Annotated in this window: 20 protein-coding genes; 9 read left to right on the top strand and 11 right to left on the bottom strand. The window is 48.4% G+C overall.

From position 1 onward, the window contains the following. Window positions 1-10: 10 nt before the first annotated feature. Genes G441_RS0101620 through yejK form a run of 3 tightly spaced genes read right to left on the bottom strand, consistent with a single transcriptional unit; the run spans window position 11 to window position 2,764 of the window. Window positions 11-814, bottom strand: coding sequence for a M23 family metallopeptidase (locus G441_RS0101620; protein ID WP_026374736.1), 804 nt, complete (start codon window positions 812-814; stop codon window positions 11-13). Then, on the bottom strand, window positions 807-1,682 hold the full coding sequence (locus G441_RS0101615) for a 6-carboxytetrahydropterin synthase (RefSeq protein ID WP_026374735.1): 876 nt from the start codon (window positions 1,680-1,682) through the stop codon (window positions 807-809). Before G441_RS0101615 ends, G441_RS0101620 begins: the two co-directional genes overlap by 8 nt. A 41-nt stretch (window positions 1,683-1,723) precedes the next feature. Continuing rightward, the gene (gene yejK, locus G441_RS0101610) at window positions 1,724-2,764 is read right to left on the bottom strand and encodes a nucleoid-associated protein YejK (RefSeq protein WP_026374734.1); all 1,041 of its coding nucleotides are present in this window, start codon (window positions 2,762-2,764) and stop codon (window positions 1,724-1,726) included. Window positions 2,765-2,882: 118 nt separating this feature from the next. On the opposite strand from yejK, the gene G441_RS0101605 reads away from it, so the two are divergent. The 5 genes from G441_RS0101605 (at window position 2,883) to G441_RS0101585 (ending at window position 7,916) form a co-directional block, all read left to right on the top strand. Beyond that, entirely contained in the window at window positions 2,883-3,107 is a 225-nt protein-coding gene (locus tag G441_RS0101605) for a YejL family protein (RefSeq protein WP_026374733.1), read from the top strand. A gap of 5 nt (window positions 3,108-3,112) precedes the next feature. Next, entirely contained in the window at window positions 3,113-4,651 is a 1,539-nt protein-coding gene (locus G441_RS0101600) for a DUF3413 domain-containing protein (RefSeq protein WP_026374732.1), read from the top strand. A 26-nt stretch (window positions 4,652-4,677) separates the two neighbouring features. Beyond that, window positions 4,678-5,199, top strand: a complete 522-nt coding sequence (locus G441_RS0101595; protein WP_026374731.1) for a PH domain-containing protein — start codon at window positions 4,678-4,680, stop codon at window positions 5,197-5,199. A gap of 347 nt (window positions 5,200-5,546) precedes the next feature. Beyond that, window positions 5,547-7,013 carry a radical SAM protein gene (locus tag G441_RS0101590; RefSeq protein ID WP_026374730.1) on the top strand — a complete coding sequence of 489 codons (1,467 nt, stop codon included), beginning with the start codon at window positions 5,547-5,549 and terminating at the stop codon, window positions 7,011-7,013. Window positions 7,014-7,028: 15 nt separating this feature from the next. Further along, complete coding sequence (locus tag G441_RS0101585) at window positions 7,029-7,916, top strand: phosphotransferase (protein ID WP_026374729.1); 888 nt, start codon at window positions 7,029-7,031, stop codon at window positions 7,914-7,916. Window positions 7,917-7,928: 12 nt separating this feature from the next. On the opposite strand, the gene gmhB is transcribed toward G441_RS0101585, so the two are convergent. Genes gmhB through G441_RS0101560 form a run of 5 tightly spaced genes read right to left on the bottom strand, consistent with a single transcriptional unit; the run spans window position 7,929 to window position 13,199 of the window. Further along, complete coding sequence (gene gmhB / locus G441_RS0101580) at window positions 7,929-8,450, bottom strand: D-glycero-beta-D-manno-heptose 1,7-bisphosphate 7-phosphatase (RefSeq protein ID WP_034474309.1); 522 nt, start codon at window positions 8,448-8,450, stop codon at window positions 7,929-7,931. A 45-nt stretch (window positions 8,451-8,495) separates the two neighbouring features. Beyond that, window positions 8,496-9,386, bottom strand: coding sequence for a 3-hydroxyisobutyrate dehydrogenase (mmsB, locus tag G441_RS0101575; protein ID WP_026374727.1), 891 nt, complete (start codon window positions 9,384-9,386; stop codon window positions 8,496-8,498). A 3-nt stretch (window positions 9,387-9,389) separates the two neighbouring features. Next, on the bottom strand, window positions 9,390-10,508 hold the full coding sequence (locus tag G441_RS0101570; RefSeq protein ID WP_026374726.1) for an enoyl-CoA hydratase/isomerase family protein: 1,119 nt from the start codon (window positions 10,506-10,508) through the stop codon (window positions 9,390-9,392). 9 nt (window positions 10,509-10,517) lie between these two features. Next, a complete protein-coding gene (locus G441_RS0101565; RefSeq protein WP_026374725.1) occupies window positions 10,518-11,675 on the bottom strand; it encodes an acyl-CoA dehydrogenase family protein in 1,158 nt (385 codons plus the stop codon). Window positions 11,676-11,708: 33 nt separating this feature from the next. Then, a complete protein-coding gene (locus G441_RS0101560; protein WP_026374724.1) occupies window positions 11,709-13,199 on the bottom strand; it encodes a CoA-acylating methylmalonate-semialdehyde dehydrogenase in 1,491 nt (496 codons plus the stop codon). Between the two features lie 157 nt (window positions 13,200-13,356). Between G441_RS0101560 and G441_RS17640 the strand changes: the two genes are divergently transcribed. Continuing rightward, the gene (locus tag G441_RS17640; protein ID WP_156896245.1) at window positions 13,357-15,072 is read left to right on the top strand and encodes a response regulator; all 1,716 of its coding nucleotides are present in this window, start codon (window positions 13,357-13,359) and stop codon (window positions 15,070-15,072) included. 14 nt (window positions 15,073-15,086) lie between these two features. On the opposite strand, the gene kynU is transcribed toward G441_RS17640, so the two are convergent. The 3 genes from kynU to G441_RS0101540 form a co-directional block, all read right to left on the bottom strand. Then, complete coding sequence (kynU, locus tag G441_RS0101550; protein WP_026374723.1) at window positions 15,087-16,325, bottom strand: kynureninase; 1,239 nt, start codon at window positions 16,323-16,325, stop codon at window positions 15,087-15,089. After that, window positions 16,309-17,166, bottom strand: a complete 858-nt coding sequence (locus G441_RS0101545) for an alpha/beta hydrolase family protein (RefSeq protein ID WP_026374722.1) — start codon at window positions 17,164-17,166, stop codon at window positions 16,309-16,311. The genes kynU and G441_RS0101545 overlap by 17 nt, the downstream gene beginning before the upstream one ends. 103 nt (window positions 17,167-17,269) lie before the next feature. Beyond that, entirely contained in the window at window positions 17,270-18,445 is a 1,176-nt protein-coding gene (locus G441_RS0101540) for a thiolase family protein (RefSeq protein ID WP_026374721.1), read from the bottom strand. Between the two features lie 256 nt (window positions 18,446-18,701). On the opposite strand from G441_RS0101540, the gene G441_RS0101535 reads away from it, so the two are divergent. Genes G441_RS0101535 through G441_RS0101525 form a run of 3 tightly spaced genes read left to right on the top strand, consistent with a single transcriptional unit; the run spans window position 18,702 to window position 21,922 of the window. Next, window positions 18,702-19,097 carry a MerR family transcriptional regulator gene (locus tag G441_RS0101535; RefSeq protein WP_026374720.1) on the top strand — a complete coding sequence of 132 codons (396 nt, stop codon included), beginning with the start codon at window positions 18,702-18,704 and terminating at the stop codon, window positions 19,095-19,097. Next, complete coding sequence (locus G441_RS0101530) at window positions 19,094-20,263, top strand: isovaleryl-CoA dehydrogenase (protein WP_026374719.1); 1,170 nt, start codon at window positions 19,094-19,096, stop codon at window positions 20,261-20,263. The genes G441_RS0101535 and G441_RS0101530 overlap by 4 nt, the downstream gene beginning before the upstream one ends. Before the next feature lie 51 nt (window positions 20,264-20,314). Further along, window positions 20,315-21,922, top strand: a complete 1,608-nt coding sequence (locus G441_RS0101525; protein ID WP_026374718.1) for a carboxyl transferase domain-containing protein — start codon at window positions 20,315-20,317, stop codon at window positions 21,920-21,922. Window position 21,923 lies beyond the last annotated feature (1 nt).

The raw sequence follows: 21,923 nt of genomic DNA, 5'->3' as shown, positions 1-21,923 counted from the left end.
TTTAAACGACTTAATCTCTTGGCGGGACAAGTAGCGCAGGATCTAAGCGCTCATTAAACCAGTTAATACGCCAGTCAAGATGAGGACCTGTGGCCCGGCCAGTGGCACCGATTTCAGCCACTAACTGCCCCTGAGTTACTGATTGTCCCTGCTCAACATGGCCTTTGGAGAGGTGTAAGAACGTCGAAGAAACGCCTAGCCCGTGGTCAATGATCATCGTCCCACCAGAATAATACATATCCGGTACCCACAGAGTCACCACCCCATCAGCGGGGGCATAAACCGGTGTGCCTGTCGGACCGGCGACATCTACGCCAAAATGAGGTCTTCTTGGCTCGCCATTAAGTACCCTCTGGCTGCCGTACACACCGCTAATCGGACCGTCGGCTGGCCAGATAAAATCAGACGTAAAATCCTCTCTTTGGTCATTCGTACGTCTGGCTTGGGCAACCTGCGCATTATCCTGTCTGATACGTGCCAGCACCTCCTCTGGAGGTGTGACCATATTCGGTTCAAGCCCTTCAATAAACTGGATATCATACTCTCTTTCTGACAGCTCAATTTCTCGCGTTTGTCGTTCATCGTCTTCGGGCAACTGCCAGCTAATAGTGTGAGTTAACGATGCATCTCGGCCAAAGCCAAACACGAACCAGCCATTGTCGGATATCTGCAACGCATTGTCGTTTAGCCAAACCTGTGAGCCTGGCTGTAACTTGCCGCGAAGCAAACTGCCCTGCGTCAATTCACCGTTCAGCTCGAGCGCTTGTGACAGCCCGCTGAGTAGCAATAAACATAAGATCCAGACTCTAACCATTCACCATCGCTCCCTTGCCCACACCTTCAAACGCAACGACGCTAAAGTGTGCATCGGCAACCTGCTTCTTTTGCTCACTCAATATGTATTCTGCTAGACACTCGACTGTTGAATCGGTGTCTATAATTTCGCATTCAGACTTAGGAATCAGCAGCTCAAACTCGCCCTGCGATGCTTCGTAGCTAAATGCGAAATGCTCAGTCAGGTCATTATCGGGTAACTGCATTTGCAGGCTTTCAGATGCGACCAGGTCTTCGCTTGAGCCAATGTAAATATCCTGCCAGCGCTGCGCCCAATATTGCTGCCACTTCATTGATGGTTGGTTATCTTCGATGATGGTGATCTTCGAACGATGACCATGAGCGATCCGCTGGCAATTGCCATCATGCTTTTTTAAACCATGGGTGTAATGATAAAACGGTGTTTCTATGTGCTCAGTGCGCAGATTCAGTGTGATGTCCTGCACATTTTCAGGCAGATGGGTGGCAATAACGTCTCTAAGGTAGTCGCTGACCGACTGCATGGTCACTTCGTCAGCGTAAATGAAGGCATAGGCTTCGGCCGGACACCAAAGGTGTATGCCTTTGTTGTCCGGACGTGAAAAATCAACCTGGACCTGTTCAGTGACCGGATCATGGGTCACCCTGGCATAGGCATGCTCAACGGGGATCAGAAGTTTGTGGTCAATATAATCGTCAATCAGCGCTTTGAGACTTTTTTTCACAATACCGAAATCCTGCACCATGCTCTCTTCATTGAGCGCACCACCTAGGATCACATCGACTATCCAGCTTTCCCCGACCATCCCGCGCTTAGGACATAAATAAGAGAAATCCATCACCGTCAGATCATTTACAAAAAGCTGCATATCAGGCGCTGGCTCCGTTGCTTGGTTTATTCATCATATCATCAGTCATTACGCGTTTTTTTACTCAACTGGTCACGCAAATTTGGCGGCAAGCCAGTAATCGTAAGGGTGTCCGTATCGGCATTATAGGTGATTCTGTCTCCCAGTAGCACCCGGTCAAAACTCAGACTAATACCGCCGCCCTGCCCGCTGAATTTCGAGAGGCTCTTCAGCGCTGCACGGTCAGCTTGAAATTGCGCCTCGATAGGTGTGTCAGATTGTTGGCTGAACGCATAAAAGTCTCGTTGAGGCTCCGAAGACGGGAGTCTGCCAGACAGTTCCTTAACAGAAATATCATCGCCGCTTTCCAGCTTTTCCTTGTAATAGTCGGTGACTTCTTTGCGGTAAGTGTGCTTTTCCTGAGGATCAAGTTGCTCAACAGCCAGATACTCGTCAACCGACTGGATCAGCTGTTTATTCTGTTGTTTCACATCTACCAGCTCTTCACAACCAATAAACTGCATGAAAAAGTCCGATACTTTGCGTCCCATACGCCCCTTAATAAAGGAGATGTAACGCTGGTGCTGGGGTTCAACCTCTAGCTGCGTCAGATCGATACGCACGGCAAGCTGCATTTTTGCCACATCCAGATGGTCGCTGACATTCAGCTCCAATTGCTGATTAATTTCCACATGCTGGCGCGTGTTCAGCAGCGCAATCAACAGATATTTGGTGGCCAGGAACTCATAATGGCTGAATACCACGAACCCGGTCTCAACCATACCTTGCTCGAGCAACGTCTGTTTTAATAACTGGGTTGCTTTGATACTAAAAAGCGCGAAGTGCTCATCACTGTCCAAGGCGCCATCAAGTAATTGCGAAAAGGCGGCAGGATCACTTGCTCCCTCACTCTCGTCACTGGCGCTGACAAAGCTGCCAACCCCTTTGCCCGGCTTTTGATTAAAGGCGCTGTTGATCTGGGTAGCCAGGGTTTCGATATCAGGCGTAACATCGAAGCAGCGCTGCCTGGGGACGACGGCTAATTCGTTTTTATCGTTCAGCGCCAGCTGATGTACAACAAAATGATGAATGACTGCACTCATGCGTTATTATTTTGACCTCACTTGTGGTTTGTTGTTCTTTATCAGACTCTTGCAGAGCTCTCGCAATTTGGTACGCCCGTTGCTACTATCGCGACATACATTGACAGGATCACCTTGTATGCCACAACAATCGAAGTATTCTGACCAACAGTTCGACGCGTTAATGCACGACATCATTGTTGCAATTGAAAAAAACAACGCGGACAGAGACTTATCTTTAATGGTGCTTGGCAACGTGATATCAAGCATTTTCGAGCAACAGGTAGCGCCGGCGCACCGTGCTCAAATGGCCGAACAGTTTACACAAGTGCTGTTGAAAAGTATCAATAACGAGAAAAAATAAACACGATGATACTCACTGAAACCCCACGCAGAAGGCGGGTCACCAAACTGGTCAGCTGGGGCCACTGGTTTGCACTGGTCAATATCATTATTGCGCTGGTGATCACGTCTATCTATATGTTTTCCTCGCCCTTGCCAGGTACCCCCGTTGGGTCGTTTTATATGATCACCAACTGGCTTGGACATAATAGCTTTCTGACCTTTTTTGGCTTTGTCATCTTTATATTACCGGTGTGTTATTTATTGCCCAATGAGAGGGCCGTACGCGCCTTTGGCAGCGCCGTTGCAGCGGTAGGTCTTGCCCTGCTTGCGTTTGATGCGTTGTTATTCAACCGAACCGGTTTACATATCAGTTTTAGTTCTGCCGACTTACTGCGCAGTGAAGCGCAAACCCGCATCGCTGAGTTTGGATGGCAGCAGTGGGGCTTTTTACTGATGCTTTTTGTAGTCTGGCTGTTGTTCCAACTGATTATCGGCAACGCCATCTGGAAGCGCATTGAACGTTTACAAAAGATTAAAATTGGTACTCAGGTCACCAGCTTTTTCGTACTGTGTTTTGTTAGTAGTCATGCGATACACGTGTGGGCTGATGCGCGTCTATATCAGCCAATTATCAAACAGGACAATATGTTTCCGTTGTCTTACCCTGCCACGGCGAAAACCACGATGTCGCGCTATGGCCTTCTGGATATCGAAAATTATCAGACCCGCAAACAGCTGCAGTTTGACCGACGCATTAGTGGCATTAACTATCCCTCCCAGCCAGTGTATTGCACAATCAATAATCAAGCCAAGGCGCTGTTGTTGATACAAGTTGATGACACACCAGCGATGATTAACGACTTTGATCTTCGTCAGTCTGAGACCCATTTTGGATTCACTGAAAATCACACTGCTATGGTGTTAAGCACACTGTTCGGCTTACCGGAACTCTATGTTTCTTCACTGTCCTCGAATAAGCCAGTGCTGCTGGATTTGCCCAGTCAGCTAGGGCTGCCAGTATCGGTATACCTTCCAGAGGACGTGAATCATGCCGGTATTACTCCCTATTCTGTTGACTGGGCGGCATTTACCGCTCGCGCAACAGATGAAAATGCAGGACTGGCGATCGGCTTTGTCACAGCAGAACAGCTTACTTCATTGTTAAACACGGCGCGTGCAGACGCACTGTTGCATCAAAGTTTGCTCATCAGCGCATATCAACAGGACGGTGGTCGTGCGCTGTTAACCAATCTGGATGTGCAGCCCGGTTATTCCAGCTTCGAAGATTTTAGTCCTACGCTGCTTGGTCTATTGGGATGTACCGCCAATACTGACTTTTACAGTACCGGACAAAATCTCCTCAAACCTCGACGCCAGTGGCTGGTGAGTACAAAGGACGACAAAGTAATTGTGCTGCATAATGGGCTACGCACTGAAGTCACCAGCAATGGTAACCATGAGATTTATTCCATCGCTGATGGAGAGCGCAGTGCCGATGCCTTAAATACCAGTTTGTTAACGCAGGCCATCAAGCACCTGAGCCGCTTCTCACGCACAGAATAAGCGTCACACAATAAGGGATTATAGAAATGAGTAACGAAGCAATTCTACGTGCAGACATAGACAGTAAGGTCTTGAATTACTGGCTCGCGCTGGCTGTAATCATCTGCATGTTTGGTGTTATAACACTTGTGCTGCTACCTCTAATTATCCCATTAGTGATGATTGGCACACGTAAGTATCTGGCCGCACTGAGCGTGGAACTTTTTGAGCGCAAGCTTTCAGTTAAAAAAGGTGTGTTCGTTAGAGTCGAAAAATCGGTACCACTGGAAAAAATCACCGATATCAGTATGGTCCAGGGACCATTAATGCGCTATTTCGGCTTGTATCGTTTAAATTTCGAAACCGCTGGTCAGTCAGGCGAAGGCGCACTGGTAAATGTTATCGGCATTATTAATGCCGAAGCATTCCGGGAGCGCGTACTGGCACAAAAAGACAAAATTAGTGAAAAAGCCGCTCCAAAAAGTGAACAAGTGGATACTCAGGATCCTCTTCTCACCAGTGTGAAAAATATTGAAGCGATGTTGGAACAGCTGTTGGCACGCAAATAATGGCTTACATTCACACCGTCACAAAGCAGAAATGGTAAAAAACACCATCACTAGAACAACGACAGTAGAAAACAGAAGACAAATAATCTTAGTTACTACGTTCAGGCTTTTGTAAGTCTCCGAAAAACCCAGTAAAAATAACACTAATGCAATTTGAGTTACACTTTACGGGGTTAATAGTCTTTAATTAACATTCTGCTGATCACTTTAGCTCAATTATATACAAGCTACTGAATAGACTTTCTAAGCGTTCTTTAAATCAAAAATTCTTCAACTTTTTGCTTGGGTTTAGCTAAGACTGGATATTGAGAAAAAGAATAATACAACTAGGATGTATACTTTTTACTATGAACGAAAACTCTAAAGCGAAAGAACTAGTATTTTCAACAGCGAGAGTCATTCTACCAAAGAAAATAAGAACCTTAATTTGGAAAAGTATTCGACCACTGCGGCCAATTATCAATTTCTTTAATTATTCCCTGCTTAACTACCAGAAATTCCCGCTACTGCTATTGCAATTAATAAAAAGGAATATTTACGTCATGCATTCAAAGATGTTTGACGTAAAGCGCCATATTCATGCTTTTAGAGCTGGACCTTCCGATTACTTAATAGATAGCCTTATATTTCAAAATCGTTTCCGCACAGTAAAAAAAATCGGCGTCTGGTTTTTTAGGAGTAGAGGAGAGTTACATCGCCTAAAACTTCGAAATAGATACCATATGCGCAGGAGTTTCAGGAAAGGCCACACTCGAATCAATAATTATCCCAAGCTGCTGCATGTCGAGATGACTACCTCTTGTAATCTGAGATGTCAGATGTGTTCTATTGTAAGGCCCGGACGGACACGCAAAATTCAACATCTAGACATGGAAGTTATGCGGCGCCTAGAGGATATCTTACCTTTCGTAACTGATACAAAAATGCACGGGGGAGGAGAACCCTTTTTGAACCCTCACATCGAAAAAATAATTCGGACGTTCCAAAAGTATGACGTAAAACTAAATACGGTAACCAATGCCACTTTGATTAACGAAAAACTCGCCAAATTGATTGGTCTTAATTTCTCCACATTAACCGTATCTATGGATGGAGCAAGTAAGGAAGTGTTTGAATATGTAAGAAAACGAGCAGACTACGGCAAAGTCATTAAAGCGCTTGAGCTGCTAAACAAATACAGGCATGAAGACTTTAAGTTAATTATTGGTTTCGTCATCATGCGATGTAATGCTCACGAATTACCTGACCTTGTTAGGCTTGCCAAAAAACATGGTGCACAAGAAGTTCAGGCTGCCTGGCTTGTACCATTTCATGATTTACCCTGGACTGATGAGAATGACCCAACCAGGGAGCCAGAACGAATGAATAGACTTCTCAAAGAGTCAGTTATTCTGGGCAAAAAAATTGGCGTATCCGTAAAGATACCGCCACTTCTGCCTGAACAAGGTGGCAAAGCTAAAGCTGTAGAAGGCCACAAGCCAACTTATCACAACCTTCATCCTACCACCGACGTCGAAGGCCATTGTAAGTTGATGTATGACCGATGCATGGTGTTAGTAGATGGCAACCTTAAGCCCTGTGGTCAATCTCGATTCGTTGATGATTTAGGCACATTGAAAGAGCAGAGTTTTGAGGATATATGGAGTGGTTCGGGGTATCAACGGTTACGATCAACATTCAATGGTGGCACATTGCCTAAAACCTGTCGTAGCTGTAATTTTATTCGCTCTGGTCAATTGGGTGATGCAAAACTCGTCATAAAGACATTTGACGGTGAACGTTTGCCGATAATGAATTTGGTCGGCGAGAGATAATCAAACGCACTCAACATGTCTGACATATCAGAATCTGATTGCATAACGCACCTGCTGTGTGAAGGCGCACAACACATAAAGCGCTTGTCACACAAGAATAACCGTGCCATTTTTTCCGTTATCCTAAACGGACAGAAATATGCCGTAAAATTCTTCGTCAAGAGCGGAAACGGCGTGACCTACCCTTTCGTAGCACATTGCGACATCTTGCCCTCAATTAAAAGTTATGCCGAACATCAGTGGCGACACATTGTTTTACCTGACATAGTGCGAGTGCAGCCTGATACGATTGCCGGACCAGCGGTATGGATGACTTGGGTTCAAGGCTCTCAGATAAAGACTCAAGATGATTCATTATTGCTCGACACCCTTTTCCCGCTCTTAAATGAGTTAAAGTCAATACCAGTCGACTTCCTAATACCTTTGGGTTTGAGGTTTTATCAACAAAAAGAAATTCACAAAGACCTGCGTAAATCAATAGGTTCACTCGTTAAGTCTGAGACGATTAAAAGAAGTGATATTCACTGTATTGAAAACGCAATGACTCCGCTTTATGAAATAGAGGATAGCCGTCCTTTCATTATAAGTAATGAAGATTTTCGAGCAGCTAACTTACTTCGTGTAAATAATCACCAGATAGCCATTATTGACTGGGACGGTTTGAGAGCATCTCAGTTTGAAATTGAACATTGTCTGGCTCATATGTTGTTGTTTTTGACTGAAGAACCTGAAACATACAAGAGACTTATCGACACGGTATCGACATCACGGCTTGTAGATGTTGAGATATTCAAAGCATGTTGTGTTTTGCGCTCGATTATCCAACTAAGATTTTGGCAGCATCAACCAATAAAAAAGCGCTTTTTAATGGACAGTCTCAATAAGACTCTGAGTCTAAATTAAAAAATAACTTCCCTAAGCCTCAATCGAATCAAGCGAAGAGTACTGCTCGGTATGCTCGCCCGACACATCACCGCCACTAAGTAAGATTCTGCGCCCTACCCCTGCCTGATTTGCCGCCTGCATATCACTTGCTTTATCGCCGATCATGAGGCTGTTAGTCATATCAAGCTGATGCTCCTGCTGCGCTTGCAGAAACATTCCAGGTGCTGGCTTACGACAAGTACAAGTTTGCAAGTATTGGCCTGTAGCGCGAGTGGGATGATGGGGACAAAAATAAACGGCGTCAATTGCGCATCCCTGCTGTGCAAATTGCGTTCTCATCCACTGCATCAGTTGCAAGAATTCGCGCTCTGTATAGTAGCCTCTGCCAATCCCTGACTGATTAGTGACAACAATAATTTCAAAGCCCTGCTGTTTAAAACGTTGGCACAGTGCAAAGATGCCTTGTACAAAGTCAATCTGCTCAGGCTGACTGACGTATCCATGATCTACATTGATTACGCCATCTCTGTCCAGAAAAAGGGCTTTTTTCATAGGCTCCACATTGAAAAACGCCGGCATAGCGCCGGCGTGTCCTGACTATTTTTTTGCACTGAATAATTCAAACAGGCTGGAGAAGTCTTTTTGACCATTGCCCTGCGCTGAATGAATGCTATACAAGCTGTTCGCTACAGCCGCCATGGGCGTATTTGACTGGCTGTTTAACGCAGAGTCCAGCGCCAATCCGAGATCTTTTCTCATCAAATCAACCATAAACCCGCCCTGATAGTCATTTGAAGATGGCACATTATCCATCACACCGGGGCACGGGTTGTATAACTCCAGACACCAGTTGCGCCCAGAGCTCTGTAGCATAATATCTGACATCACTTTTGGATCCAGACCATTATTAATCGCCATTTGCAAGGCTTCACTGGTGCCCGCCATCAACACGGCGAGTAGCATGTTGTTGCAGATTTTGGCCGTTTGCCCTGCTCCGTGTGCACCTGCGTGAAAAATGTTTTTCCCCATGGCGCTGAGCACAGGCCGGGCACGTTCGACGTCACTGGCTTCACCACCAACGATGAACGTCAACGTGCCGGCTTTAGCACCGCCTACGCCGCCAGATACCGGTGCATCAATAAAGTTGAAGCCCTTGGCAGTAAGGTGTGCCGCCACGTCTTTGGCGCTCTGCGCGTCAATGGTACTTGAGTCAATGATCAGTGCGTCAGACTGTAAACTGTCACACACACCGCTAGCATCAACGTACAATGATTTCACGTGCTTGCTAGCCGGTAACATGGACACCACAATATCGGCCCCCATCACCGCTGCCTGTGCACTTTCTGCGGCGCTGGCACCAGCTTGCTTAAGTTTGTCGACACTCTCTGCGACCAAGTCAAACACAGTGACGTTAAAACCTGCTTTGAGAAGGTTCTCGGCCATCGGTCCACCCATGTTACCTAAGCCAATAAACGCGACCTGGGTCATGTGTTACTCTCCTAAATTTGCCAGTGGGTGATCATCTTGTGACCAGGGCGATGAAAAGAAAAACTCAACAATATCTGCAGGCACCTCATCTACGCTGGAAAAACGCCACGCAGGATTGTTGTCCTTATCAATCAATAAAGCACGCACACCTTCCTGAAATTCGCCAAACTCACCACAGCGACACGAAATATCCGCTTCCATCCGGAAACAGTCCGCAAGCGACAGTGAATTAGCGCGATGCAACTGCTGCCATACAATATGTGCTGTAATGGGTGAGCCTGCCTCCAGGGTTGCTTTCGCTCTCGATAGCCATTTGTCCTCACCACAATCCATATTAACAATGGCGTCGACTACATCGGTTAGATTATCCGCAGCACATACGCTGTTTATCACATCAAGGTGATTCTCAACGTTGTGTGTTGGCATTTGTCCATGATGTTCTTCGTGGAAGCAGCGGCATAAATCATTCAAAGACTGGTTCGCATCTTCATCCCATACCAGCGCCTGCAGGCTCTCAATAAAACGCTCTTTCTCTTCGTGTGGAATGAAATGATCGGCCAACCTAAGATAAATCGCGTCACTGGCATTAATGCTGGCGCCTGTCAGGCCTAAGAAAAGCCCGGTTTTGCCCGGCATGCGATTAAGGAAATAGCTACCACCAACGTCAGGGTATAAACCGATACTAATCTCAGGCATCGCCAGTCGCGAGGTCGCTGTGACAATACGGTGGCTGGCACCATTCATCAGGCCCATACCACCGCCCATCACAATGCCATTACCCCACACAATAAAAGGCTTACTGTAAGTGTGAATAAGATGATCTAAACGATATTCTTCAACGAAGAAATTGTGCAGAAAATCTGGGATCTGGCCTGGTTGCTCTTGCATGGCTCGGTACATGGCGACAATATCACCGCCCGCACAAAATGCCTTTGGCCCCTCACTGTCGAGCATCACGCAGGCAATATCCGGGTCGTCCTGCCACATCCGTAGCTGAGGCAACAGTAACTCAACCATATCCAGACCAAGCGCGTTCAGCGCCTGTGGCTTATTCAGGGTTGCGATACCAATGCGTTTGCCTTGTTGCGCGGTAACCTCGGTAAAAAGTACTGGATCAGACATACACGCCCCTTATAAAACGTCGTTTACATGCTCCGCCAACAGACGGCGACCAATGATCACGCGCATAATTTCGTTGGTCCCTTCGAGGATCTGATGCACTCGCACATCGCGAACGTGCCGCTCCAACGGATATTCTTTGATATACCCATAACCACCGTGGATTTGCAGCGCTTCATTACACACGTTAAAACCCACGTCAGTGGCAAAACGTTTCGCCATCGCGCAATACACGGTTTTCTCGGCATCGTCATTATCCAACTTAGCAGCGGCCAGACGCACCATCTGGCGAGCAGCAACCAGTTCAGTGGCCATGTCGGCCAGTTTGAACTGCAGGGCCTGAAATGAAGCCAATGGTTTGCCAAACTGCTCACGTTCCTGCATATAGGCTTTGGCCGTGTTCAATGCCTGCTGTGCCGTACCAACTGAACACGTAGCAATATTAATACGTCCACCATCCAGCCCTTTCATGGCCAGCGTAAAGCCATTGCCTTCCTGATCAAGTAAGTTCTCAGCGGGAATAACGACATCGTCGAAGCTGACCAAGCGCGTAGGCTGAGCATTCCAGCCCATTTTCTCTTCGGCTTTGCCATAAGTGATGCCCTTCGCATCAGCGGGCACGATAAAGGCCGATACGCCTTTTGGACCAGGCCCACCAGTGCGAGCCATCACTACCATCACGTCGGTTTCACCCGCGCCGGATATAAACATTTTTGAGCCGTTTAAGCGGTAGCTGTCACCTTCACGCACAGCACTGGTTTTCATTGCCGCCGCGTCTGAACCTGAGCCTGGCTCGGTAAGGCAATAAGATGCCAGTTTTTCGCCCGTCACCAATTGCGGACACCACGCAGCGCGCGCTGCTTCAGTTCCCCAGGTCGCAATCATCCACGTCGCCATGTTGTGAATGGTGAGCATAGCGGTTGTGGTTGTGCAGCCCATTGCCAGCTGCTCAAAAATGATAGATGAATCAAGTCTAGATAAACCCAATCCGCCCTCTGACTCTGGCGTGTATAAGCCACAGAAACCTAATTCTCCAGCCTGACGAAACACCTCTGCTGGCCAGATATGCTCGCGATCCCATTGTGCCGCGAATGGCGCCATTGCCTGCTCAGCAAATTGCTTTGCTGTATCTGCAAAGGCAATCTGATCTTCAGTCATTTCAAAGTTCATTACTGCTCCTGTTTGATTCCAGCGTATGCACAATTAGCGCAGGTTAATGGTCATATTCGGACCGGTAGGAATATCATCCTCAAACCAGCGAGCGGTGATGGTTTTTGTTTCGGTGTAGAAACGGATTGCCTGCTTGCCATACGCATGCAGATCACCGTAGAAGCTGTTTTTCCAGCCGGTGAATGAGAAGAACGGCAGCGGCACAGGAATCGGCACATTGATACCGACCTGACCCACTTCTACTTCGCTCTGGTATTTGCGCGCAGCCGCGCCGTTGGCGGTGAAAATCGACGTACCATTACCATAAGGGTTGTTGTTTACCAGCTCGATAGCCTCTTCCAACGTATCAACACAGATTGCGCACAGGACCGGACCAAAAATCTCCTGCTGATAGATTTCCATCTCTGGCGTGACGTCAGTGAACAACGTCGGCCCTACCCAGTTGCCAGATTCATAGCCCGGCAAGGTGAAATCAGACCCATCCAGCATACAGGTCGCGCCTTCTTTCTTACCTTGCTCAATCAGGCTGAGCACACGGGCCTTAGCCTGTGGGCTGATTAGCGGGCCGTATCCTGCACTTTCGTCGTCCCACAGACCCGGACGCACTTTCGCCATCATGTCTCTGAGCTCTTCAATCCATTCCTTGCTATCACCTACGAATACCGCCACAGAAATTGCCATACAACGCTGTCCTGCTGCACCTACCGAAGAGCCGACCAGGTTGCTGAGCACCTGCGCTTTGTTGGCATCAGGCATGATCACTGAGTGATTCTTTGCACCGGCGAAGCACTGCGCACGCTTCATGTTATCCGTCGCAGTCTTATAGATGTGTTGGCCTACGGGTACTGAACCAACAAATGATACGGCTTTTACGTCTTCGTGATTAAGCAGCGCGTTCACTTGATCTTTACCGCCGTGAATCACATTCAATACGCCCTTCGGCGCACCGGCTTCAATAAACAGCTCTGCAAGACGCATTGGGGTCAGCGGATCCTGCTCAGAAGGCTTAAGAACAAACGTGTTACCGCACACAACTGCCATTGGGAACATCCACAATGGGATCATGGCCGGAAAGTTAAACGGTGTGATACCAACGCATACGCCGAGTGGCTGAATGTAGCTGTAGGTGTCTATATTACGTGCCACATTTTCAACAGTTTCACCCATCATCAGTGCAGGTGCGTTCATTGCTTGTTCAACCACTTCAATACCGCGCCACACGTCACCTTTTGCATCGGCGAACGTTTTACCCGTCTCAGACGCAAGCAGCGTGGCGATTTCGTCGTGATGTTCTTTCAATAATTGCTGATAGCGCATCATGACACGAGCGCGCTCTGGTACTGGCACTTTACTCCAGGTTTTAAACGCTTCTTTGGCAGTGGCGACTGCCTGCTCCAGCTCATCGTCTGTCACACAGGGGGCTTGTGCAATCACTTCATTGGTAGCAGGATTGGTGACGTCAATCATGGCGGTGGACTTGGAGGAAATAAACTCACCGTTAATGAGAATAGGAACAGATTGCATAGACACCTCGATAATAAAATGTGGTTTAAAAATTTTCGCGTAACAGTACCGCTATCTTACCTTGACGTAAACGTCACCCTCAAGCAGTTAAGGTAGTTGCTTGTAAATAAAATGTGACGGATAAAAATACATACCTTAAGTCGAATGCGATCACTAGGTGTACGACCGATTGCTTGCTATTCTGCTAAGTGAGAGAGCCTGGTATGGAAAAATGAATAAACAGACATTACGGGTGGCGGTGGTAGAAGATAATGGCATGGCGCGTATGCATTTACGCAACCACCTTGTGCGTATGGGTTTTTCAGATATTGAAAGTTATTCTCAGGGGCGTGAACTGCGCAGTGGTTTGTCTCAACGCCGTGCCGATCTGTTGCTTATCGACTTTCACCTGGGTCAACACTACAACGGCGTTGAAGTCGTACAGGAGATGCAACAGCGCGGCCTGCTAACCCCCTCTACAAGCATCATTTTTATCACCTCAGACCGTTTGCCTATGGTGGTAAGTCAAATTGTTGATGTCCATCCCGACGCCCTTGTCCTCAAGCCTTACACCATTGGCAACCTGCAACGCACCATTCATCACTGCCTCAATGTGCGCGATGTCATTCTGCCGGCTTTGCGTATGATGGACCAGAAACGTTATGCCGATGCCATTCACAAAGTAGATGACGTGCTGCGTAACAAAGACAATCGACGTCTGCGTAATGACTTGATTAAGTTGCGCGGCAGATTACTGCTCAAGCTACAGCGCTACAATGAAGCATCCGAGCTGTATCGAAGCGTGTTAAAGCATTCTGAAAATATCATCTGGGCACGCTGGGGGCTTATCCAGAGCCTGTTCCAGGCCGGTGAAATCGAACAAAGCGAAGCGATGTTACAGGAAATGCTTGGCCAGCATCTGACCAATGCAAAAGCCTGTGAGTGGCTGGCCCGTATTGCTTTGCAACAGCACCACTATGGTTCTGCAGAGCATTATTTTGAACAGATAAAAGACAGCGAGTTATCACTGTCAGCAACCAGACTGAAAGCCAGCATTTTGCAAATTCAGCATAAAATGGACGCAGCGATCGATCTGTTGCAGCGTTATCGTGAAAGTAACCGCAGCATCACCGAACGTTTTTCAAAAATCAGTATGGAGTTGGCTCGATGCCACCTTGCGGCCGCTGAACATAAAGAAGACAGTGAACGCGGAACCGACTTGAGCACTGCCCGCTCACTTATCAGCAGTGCTGGCAGACGCTATGATGATCCTCTCGTTCATCAGAGCATGGATTACATGTATAGCATTGCTGCAATACTCGAAGGGGATTTGGAAAATGCCACCCGAATTCTTGCCAAAAAAGGCATGGAAGATTTTACCCACACCGAAATTGGTACCCTGATCGATGCAGTTAAAGCGTGGCAGGGTGTGGGTAAGGAGCACAAGGCCTCGGAAGCCCTGCAATACTGCGAGCGTAAGCAGCAAACGCTGGACGATGTAAACGAACTGGCGTTGTGCGAGTTGGCGATTGAACAGAGTGAAAGGCGCCTTGGTAATAAACGCCAACGCTCTCTGAAGTTTAACAGTCAGGGTATGGCATTGTACGACCAGCATTTGGCAGGCGAAGCCATCGAGTATTTTTATCAGGCATACATTTTGTCTAAAGACGAGCCTGCGTTTCAAATCAACCTGTTGCAGTGTTTGGTTGACTGTAAATCTGCGTTGCATAAAAGTGTGCGCACGCTCGACCTGTTAGCGCAGTTACAGCAGCAGTCATTAACAGATGCCAATCAAAAAAGACTTCGAACCTTGAGCCGTGAGATTGATGCACAACGAGATACCTTCACAGCTCAGGCGCCTGCTCCGATACTGTCTTCCACGCTACGCGCCTGATTTCAACGTGCTTGTCAGGTAACCTTGTGTCTGCGCTGGAAACCGTCATCCAGATAAGTCTCGCTATTGATAATAGCAGCCAGCGCATCCACCAAATCAAATACGTCGACATAACGATTGTACAGTGGTGCAAACCCAATCCTTAAGATATCCGGCGCTCTGAAATCAGCAATAATACCGCGTGCAATGAGTGCCTGACAGATAGCATAGCCGTGCGCGTGCGCAAATGCCAGTTGACTGCCCCTGTCGCTTGATTGCTCAGGTGACACAAGTTTAAGATGCTGCAGAAGGCCTTGTTGCTGCATCAGCGCCAGACAATATTCTGTCAGTGCCACGGATTTCGCGCGTAGCTGTTGCATGGTGACATCACGGAATACATCTAACGCTTCATCAAGCGCACTCATCGACAGAATTGATGGTGTGCCACATAGCATCTTTTCAATACCCGGAGCAGCTTCATACGCAGTGTCAAAGGCGAAAGGACTGGCATGCCCCATCCAGCCACTTAGCGGCTGTCGTAAGCTCGCCTGATGGCGCGTCGCAACGTATACGAATGCCGGTGCGCCAGGCCCGCCATTTAAATACTTGTAGCCGCAGCCAACCGCAAAGTCAGCGTTACAGCCATCTAGATCAACAGGCACAGCCCCCGCTGAGTGCGCCAGATCCCAGATAACCAGCGCGCCTACCTCGTGTGCAGCCTGTGTGATCTTTTGCATATCAAGCATATGGCCGCTGCGAAAATCGACCTGAGTCAGCATGACCACGGCCGTGTCTGTGTCGATTGCATCAGCAAGTTGGTGTCGCTCTACCTGATGTAACTGACAATGTTGTTCGCCCAACTGTTCGGTCAGCCCCTGCACCATGTAGAGATCGGTCGGGAAGTTGCTGGTCTCTGACACAATTTTAGTGCGCCCCGGAGCCATTTTTAGTGCTGCACTGAGTAACTTAAACAGGTTCACAGAAATCGAGTCGCAGCATATTACCTGACCAGGCGCCGCGCCGATGAGAGGTGCGATTTTCTCGCCAACTTTCAAAGGCAAACCAATCCAGTCATGTACATTCCAACTGGTGATAAGGTCCTGCCCCCACTGTTTTGTTACGACATCAAGACAGCGCTGTTCAACCCGTTTCGGTAAGGGGCCCAACGAGTTGCCGTCCAGATAGATTGTGTTGTCTGGCAGTGAAAAGTCATTGCGTTTGTGTTTTAGCGGATCATTATCATCGCGCTGAAGTGCATCATTTCTGGTTAACATGGCCGCCTGCAGAAATTGAATTCAAAGTGTTTAGTAAGGTCGAAAAAGCTGAGGTATCTGGATGCAGCCAGTCGAAATGTCCGGCTTCATCGACCCATTGTGTCGGAATACCCGGCCAACTGCCCTGTGCTTCAGGCACGATGCCGTCTTTACCGCCATGCAACAGAATGATGGGCGCTGATATCTTTGCCTGTCGCGGATCAGCGGCCTGATATTCATCAGCTTTTTGTTGTGGATCACCCTGCATAAAATCCACAGTCGCTCTCTGACAGCCGTTAGTTCCTTGTGCATAGGCAGGTAAATCGGTAATCGCGGCTAGCCCCACGACAGTAGTTATTTTATCCATATAGGGAGCATCGTCAGCAGCTGCCAGCAACGCCAAATGTCCGCCCGCAGAATGGCCTGTCAATATAACGCCCTGTGCTGATGGTGCGACCGGCTGGTCATGTAAGAACTGCGTTAATGCTGAACGGATATCCTGCAAACTGCCGGGCCAGCCGCCGCCCTCATCACCTGTTCGCCGGTACTCAATAGATAAAACGTCATACCCTGATTGTGCCAGTGCAGTCGTCATGGCTCTGCTGTGCGCTATATCATAGGAATTCAGCCAGCAACCACCGTGGACAAATACCACAAGTGCTTCAGCAGGCTCTCCCTTGGCTCGCCAAAGCAGCGCGATCTGTAACCCATCCTCACCGTATTGTAGTGTCGCGTCCGGCGCCTGAAAGTCCAGCTCGGTAACTGCACTGTAGCTGACATTATTGGGAAGCTCAGACCGCACATTACCCGTAAAAAATAATGTTAAAAGGGCAAATAAGGATACGTAGAGCTTATTTGGCATGCTCATATCACCTGATGAATTACTAATGTTAATTAGTGTACGGTCATTCAAACTAAAAAGGACACCCGAAAGTGTCCTTTTGATGATTAAATCGACAGCGTAACTAAATGACTTCGAGGGTCAACGCCGTCGCTTCGCCACCGCCAATACACAGCGCAGCCAAACCTTTCTTAAGGCCACGCTGCTTCAGCGCATGAATCAAGGTGACGATAATACGCGCACCCGATGCACCAATCGGATGCCCCAGCGCACAGGCTCCACCTTTTACGTTGACTTTGTCTGCATCCAGACCCAGCTTGCTGATAGCCAGCATGGTGACCATGGCAAAGGCTTCGTTGATTTCGAATAAATCAACATCATCTTTTTGCCAACCCGCTTTAGCCAGCGCTTTTTCAATGGCGTCAACCGGTGCCACTGTGAAGTCCTCTGGTTTAATTGAATGGGTTGCATGGGACACGACACGAGCAAGAGGCGCTAAACCTAACTCAGTGGCTTTCGACTCACTCATGACCAGCAGACTGGCAGCACCGTCTGAAATAGAGCTGGAATTGGCAGCTGTAACGGTGCCATCCTTTTTGAACGCGGGACGCAGCGACGGGATCTTTTCCGGACGGGCGTTGCCGGGGCCTTCGTCTACCGTGACGGTGATATCGCTTTTTCGGGACGCAATAGTAACGGGAACGATTTCGTCATCAAAGGCACCAATCTCAATAGCGGCTGACGCTTTTGTCAATGAGCTCAGCGCGAACTCGTCCATTTGCTCCCGGGTAATTCTCTCTTCATCAGCGGTTGCCTGTGCAAAGCAGCCCATCGCTTGCCCGTCATAGGCGTTTTCGAGGCCATCAAGCATCATGTGATCCTGCACCTGACCGTGGCCCATTCTATAGCCGCCACGGGCTTTCGGAAGCAGATAAGGCGCATTACTCATGCTCTCCATACCACCTGCTACGACAATCTCTGCAGAGCCCGCTTTTATCAAGTCATTGGCGAGCATGACTGCTTTCATGCCAGAACCACACACTTTGTTGATTGTGGTCACACCGGCGGACAACGGCAGACCTGCTTTTAATGACGCCTGTCGTGCTGGAGATTGACCAAGACCGGCTGGTAACACGCAGCCCATGATGACTTCGTCGATAAGCTGTTGATCGATACCATCAGTGGCAGCCTTTATTGCCTCAGCACCCAGATCAGTGGCGCTAAGTGCCGACAGGCTACCCATAAATCCGCCCATTGGCGTACGCTTTGCTGCGACAATCACTACTGATTCGTTACTCATTGATTTCTCCACAAAAATTATTCAGCCAAACGGTACTGTGACTCCCAACATGGCTGTGCACAGACGACGTTTAATGACATCAAATGCTACGTCTCGTACACGATTATGAACACAATACTTTGGTTCTAGGCATCGCAAAGCAGACCACTTCATTGACCCGCTGTTGCGCTTTTATTACTGTACTGTTAGTTGCTCTTTACGTAAACGTTAACTTGAGTTAAAACGTTACCGACGATCGGAAAATTAGCATTACACCATGACGAACCATACATACAGCATTGGGGAATTAGCCAAAGAATTCGATATCACGCCCCGCTCTATTCGTTTTTACGAGGAGCAGGGATTGATCGAACCTGAACGTGTCGGCCAGACCCGGCTTTATCACATCAAGGACAAAGTTCGTCTCAAGCTGGTCCTGCGCGGCAAGCGCCTGGGATTTTCTCTGGCCGAAGTAAAGACATTATTTGAGCTGTACGACAGTAATCCAAATTCCGCAGCACAATTGGAAACCATGCTGCAACTGACCGAACAGAAGCGTGCCATACTTCATCAACAGTTAGATGACATCAAGATGTTGCTCAGCGAGCTGGATGAAGTTGAAGCGCGTTGTCAGGACGAATTAGCTGAATTAAAACGAGGTAAACTTGCATGAACGTACCCTACCCTACTTTAAATTTTGGACTTGGCGAAGAAATCGATATGCTGCGCGAGCATGTCTACAACTTTGCTCAGGGTGAAGTCGCACCGCTGGCGGAAAAAGCCGACCAGGACAACAGTTTCCCTAATGAGCTGTGGCCAAAAATGGGCGAAATGGGTTTATTGGGTGTGACAGTGTCCGAGCAATACGGTGGCTCGGATATGGGCTATCTTGCCCACACTATCGCCATGGAAGAAATCAGCCGCGCCTCTGCCGGTATTGGCCTGAGCTATGGTGCCCATTCAAATCTGTGTGTGAACCAGATTTATATCAATGGCTCAGAAGCACAGAAAGAGAAATATCTGCCCAAGCTGGTCAGCGGCGAGCATATTGGTGCACTGGCCATGAGTGAGCCTAACGCCGGTTCAGATGTTGTCAGCATGAAACTGCGCGCCGAAAAGCGCGGTGATACCTACATTCTGAACGGCAATAAGATGTGGATCACCAACGGGCCTGACGCCAACACCTATGTGGTCTATGCCAAAACTGACGTTAACGCCGGCTCAAAAGGGATCACTGCGTTTATCATCGAACGCGGTATGCCAGGGTTTAGCCAGGCGCAAAAACTCGACAAGCTGGGAATGCGCTCTTCCAATACCTGTGAGCTGGTGTTTGAAGACTGTGAAGTGCCTGCAGAGAATGTGCTTGGCCAAGTTGGCGGCGGCGTACGTGTGCTGATGAGTGGACTGGACTATGAACGTCTGGTGCTGTCTGGTGGTCCGCTGGGCATCATGCAGGCCTGTATGGATGCGGTTGTACCTTACATTCATGAGCGTACACAGTTCGGTCAGTCAATTGGTCAGTTCCAACTGGTACAAGGTAAAGTCGCCGACATGTATACACAGATGAATGCTGCTCGCGCTTATGTTTATACCGTTGCCAAAGCCTGTGACCGCGGTGAAACCACCCGTAAAGATGCAGCCGGTGCTATTCTGTATTCTGCTGAGCTTGCGACCAAGATGGCACTGGATGCTATTCAGCTGCTGGGCGGTAACGGCTACATCAATGAATACCCTACCGGTCGCTTGTTACGTGATGCGAAACTGTATGAAATTGGCGCCGGGACGTCGGAAATTCGCCGTATGTTGATTGGTCGTGAACTGTTCAACGAATCAAAATAAACCGTATGGGGCGCTTGCCCCTTTCGATTATTTGCCAATGAGGATATTCGGGTGCCGGTAATCACATCCAAAATTAATACCAAAAGTCAGGAATTTGCCGACAACGCTGCGCATATGCAGTCCCAGGTAGATGATCTGAAACAGGTCGTCGAACAAATCAAGCTGGGAGGCGGCGAGAAATCTAATAAGCGCCATACCGACAGAGGAAAATTGCTGCCTCGCGAGCGTATCAACGCTCTGCTTGATGAAGGCAGCCCGTTTTTGGAACTTTCACAGCTCGCTGCATGGAACGTCTATGAAGACTATGTTCCCGCTGCGGGTGTCATTGCCGGTATTGGTCGAGTCAGTGGCGTGGAATGCATGATTGTGGCCAACGATGCCACAGTTAAAGGTGGTACTTACTATCCGCTGACGGTGAAAAAGCACCTGCGTGCGCAGACCATTGCAGAACAAAACAACCTGCCGTGTATCTACCTTGTTGATTCAGGTGGTGCTAATTTGCCACGACAAGATGACGTGTTCCCTGACCGTGAGCATTTCGGACGCATATTCTTCAATCAGGCCAATTTATCTGCACAGAACATTCCTCAAATTGCGGTAGTTATGGGCTCCTGTACAGCTGGCGGTGCCTATGTACCAGCGATGGCAGATGAGTCAATTATTGTCAAAAATCAGGGCACGATTTTCCTCGGCGGTCCGCCTCTGGTGAAAGCGGCCACTGGCGAAGTAGTTAGCGCTGAAGAGCTTGGTGGCGGTGATGTGCACTGCCGCACCTCAGGCGTAGTCGACCACCTTGCTAATAATGACCACCACGCCCTGCAACTGGCTCGTAATGCCATTGCCAGACTAAACCGTAATAAGAAAATAAGTCTCGACGTCCACGAGCCAATTGAACCGCGTTTCGCCAGCGAGGAAATCTATGGGATCATTCCTAAAGATCCGCGCAAGCCATACGACGTCAGAGAAATTATCGCCCGTCTGGTGGACGGCTCTGAATTTGATGAATTCAAAGCGTTATATGGCAACACGCTGGTCTGCGGATTTGCCCGTTTATGGGGCTATCCTGTCGGCATTGTGGCTAATAACGGTATTCTATTTTCCGAATCCGCACAGAAAGGTGCACACTTTATTGAGCTGTGCGCGCAGCGCGGCATTCCGCTGATTTTCTTGCAAAACATCACCGGTTTTATGGTCGGTAAGCAGTATGAGTCAGGTGGCATCGCCAAACATGGCGCGAAGATGGTGACAGCCGTTGCCTGTGCAAATGTGCCTAAGTTTACCGTGCTGATTGGCGGCAGTTTTGGCGCCGGCAATTATGGTATGTGTGGCCGTGCATACGACCCTCGATTCCTATTTATGTGGCCCAATGCGCGCATTTCAGTGATGGGTGGTGAACAGGCTGCCGGTGTATTGGCACAGGTTAAACGCGACCAGAAAGAGCGTGCCGGAGAAACCTGGAGCGATGAACAGGAAAGCGCGTTTAAACAACCTATTATTGATACTTACGAGCAGCAGGGCCATCCCTACTACGCATCAGCCCGGCTGTGGGACGACGGCGTCATTGACCCTGCAGACACCCGACTGGTGCTCGGTTTGTCACTCTCTGCGGCGCTTAATAAACCGATTGAAGAGACACGCTTTGGCGTGTTCAGAATGTAAG

It is taken from the genome of Aestuariibacter salexigens DSM 15300, from assembly GCF_000429145.1.
GTDB lineage: Bacteria > Pseudomonadota > Gammaproteobacteria > Enterobacterales > Alteromonadaceae > Aestuariibacter > Aestuariibacter salexigens.
This window is presented reverse-complemented; position numbering and strand designations above follow the sequence as displayed.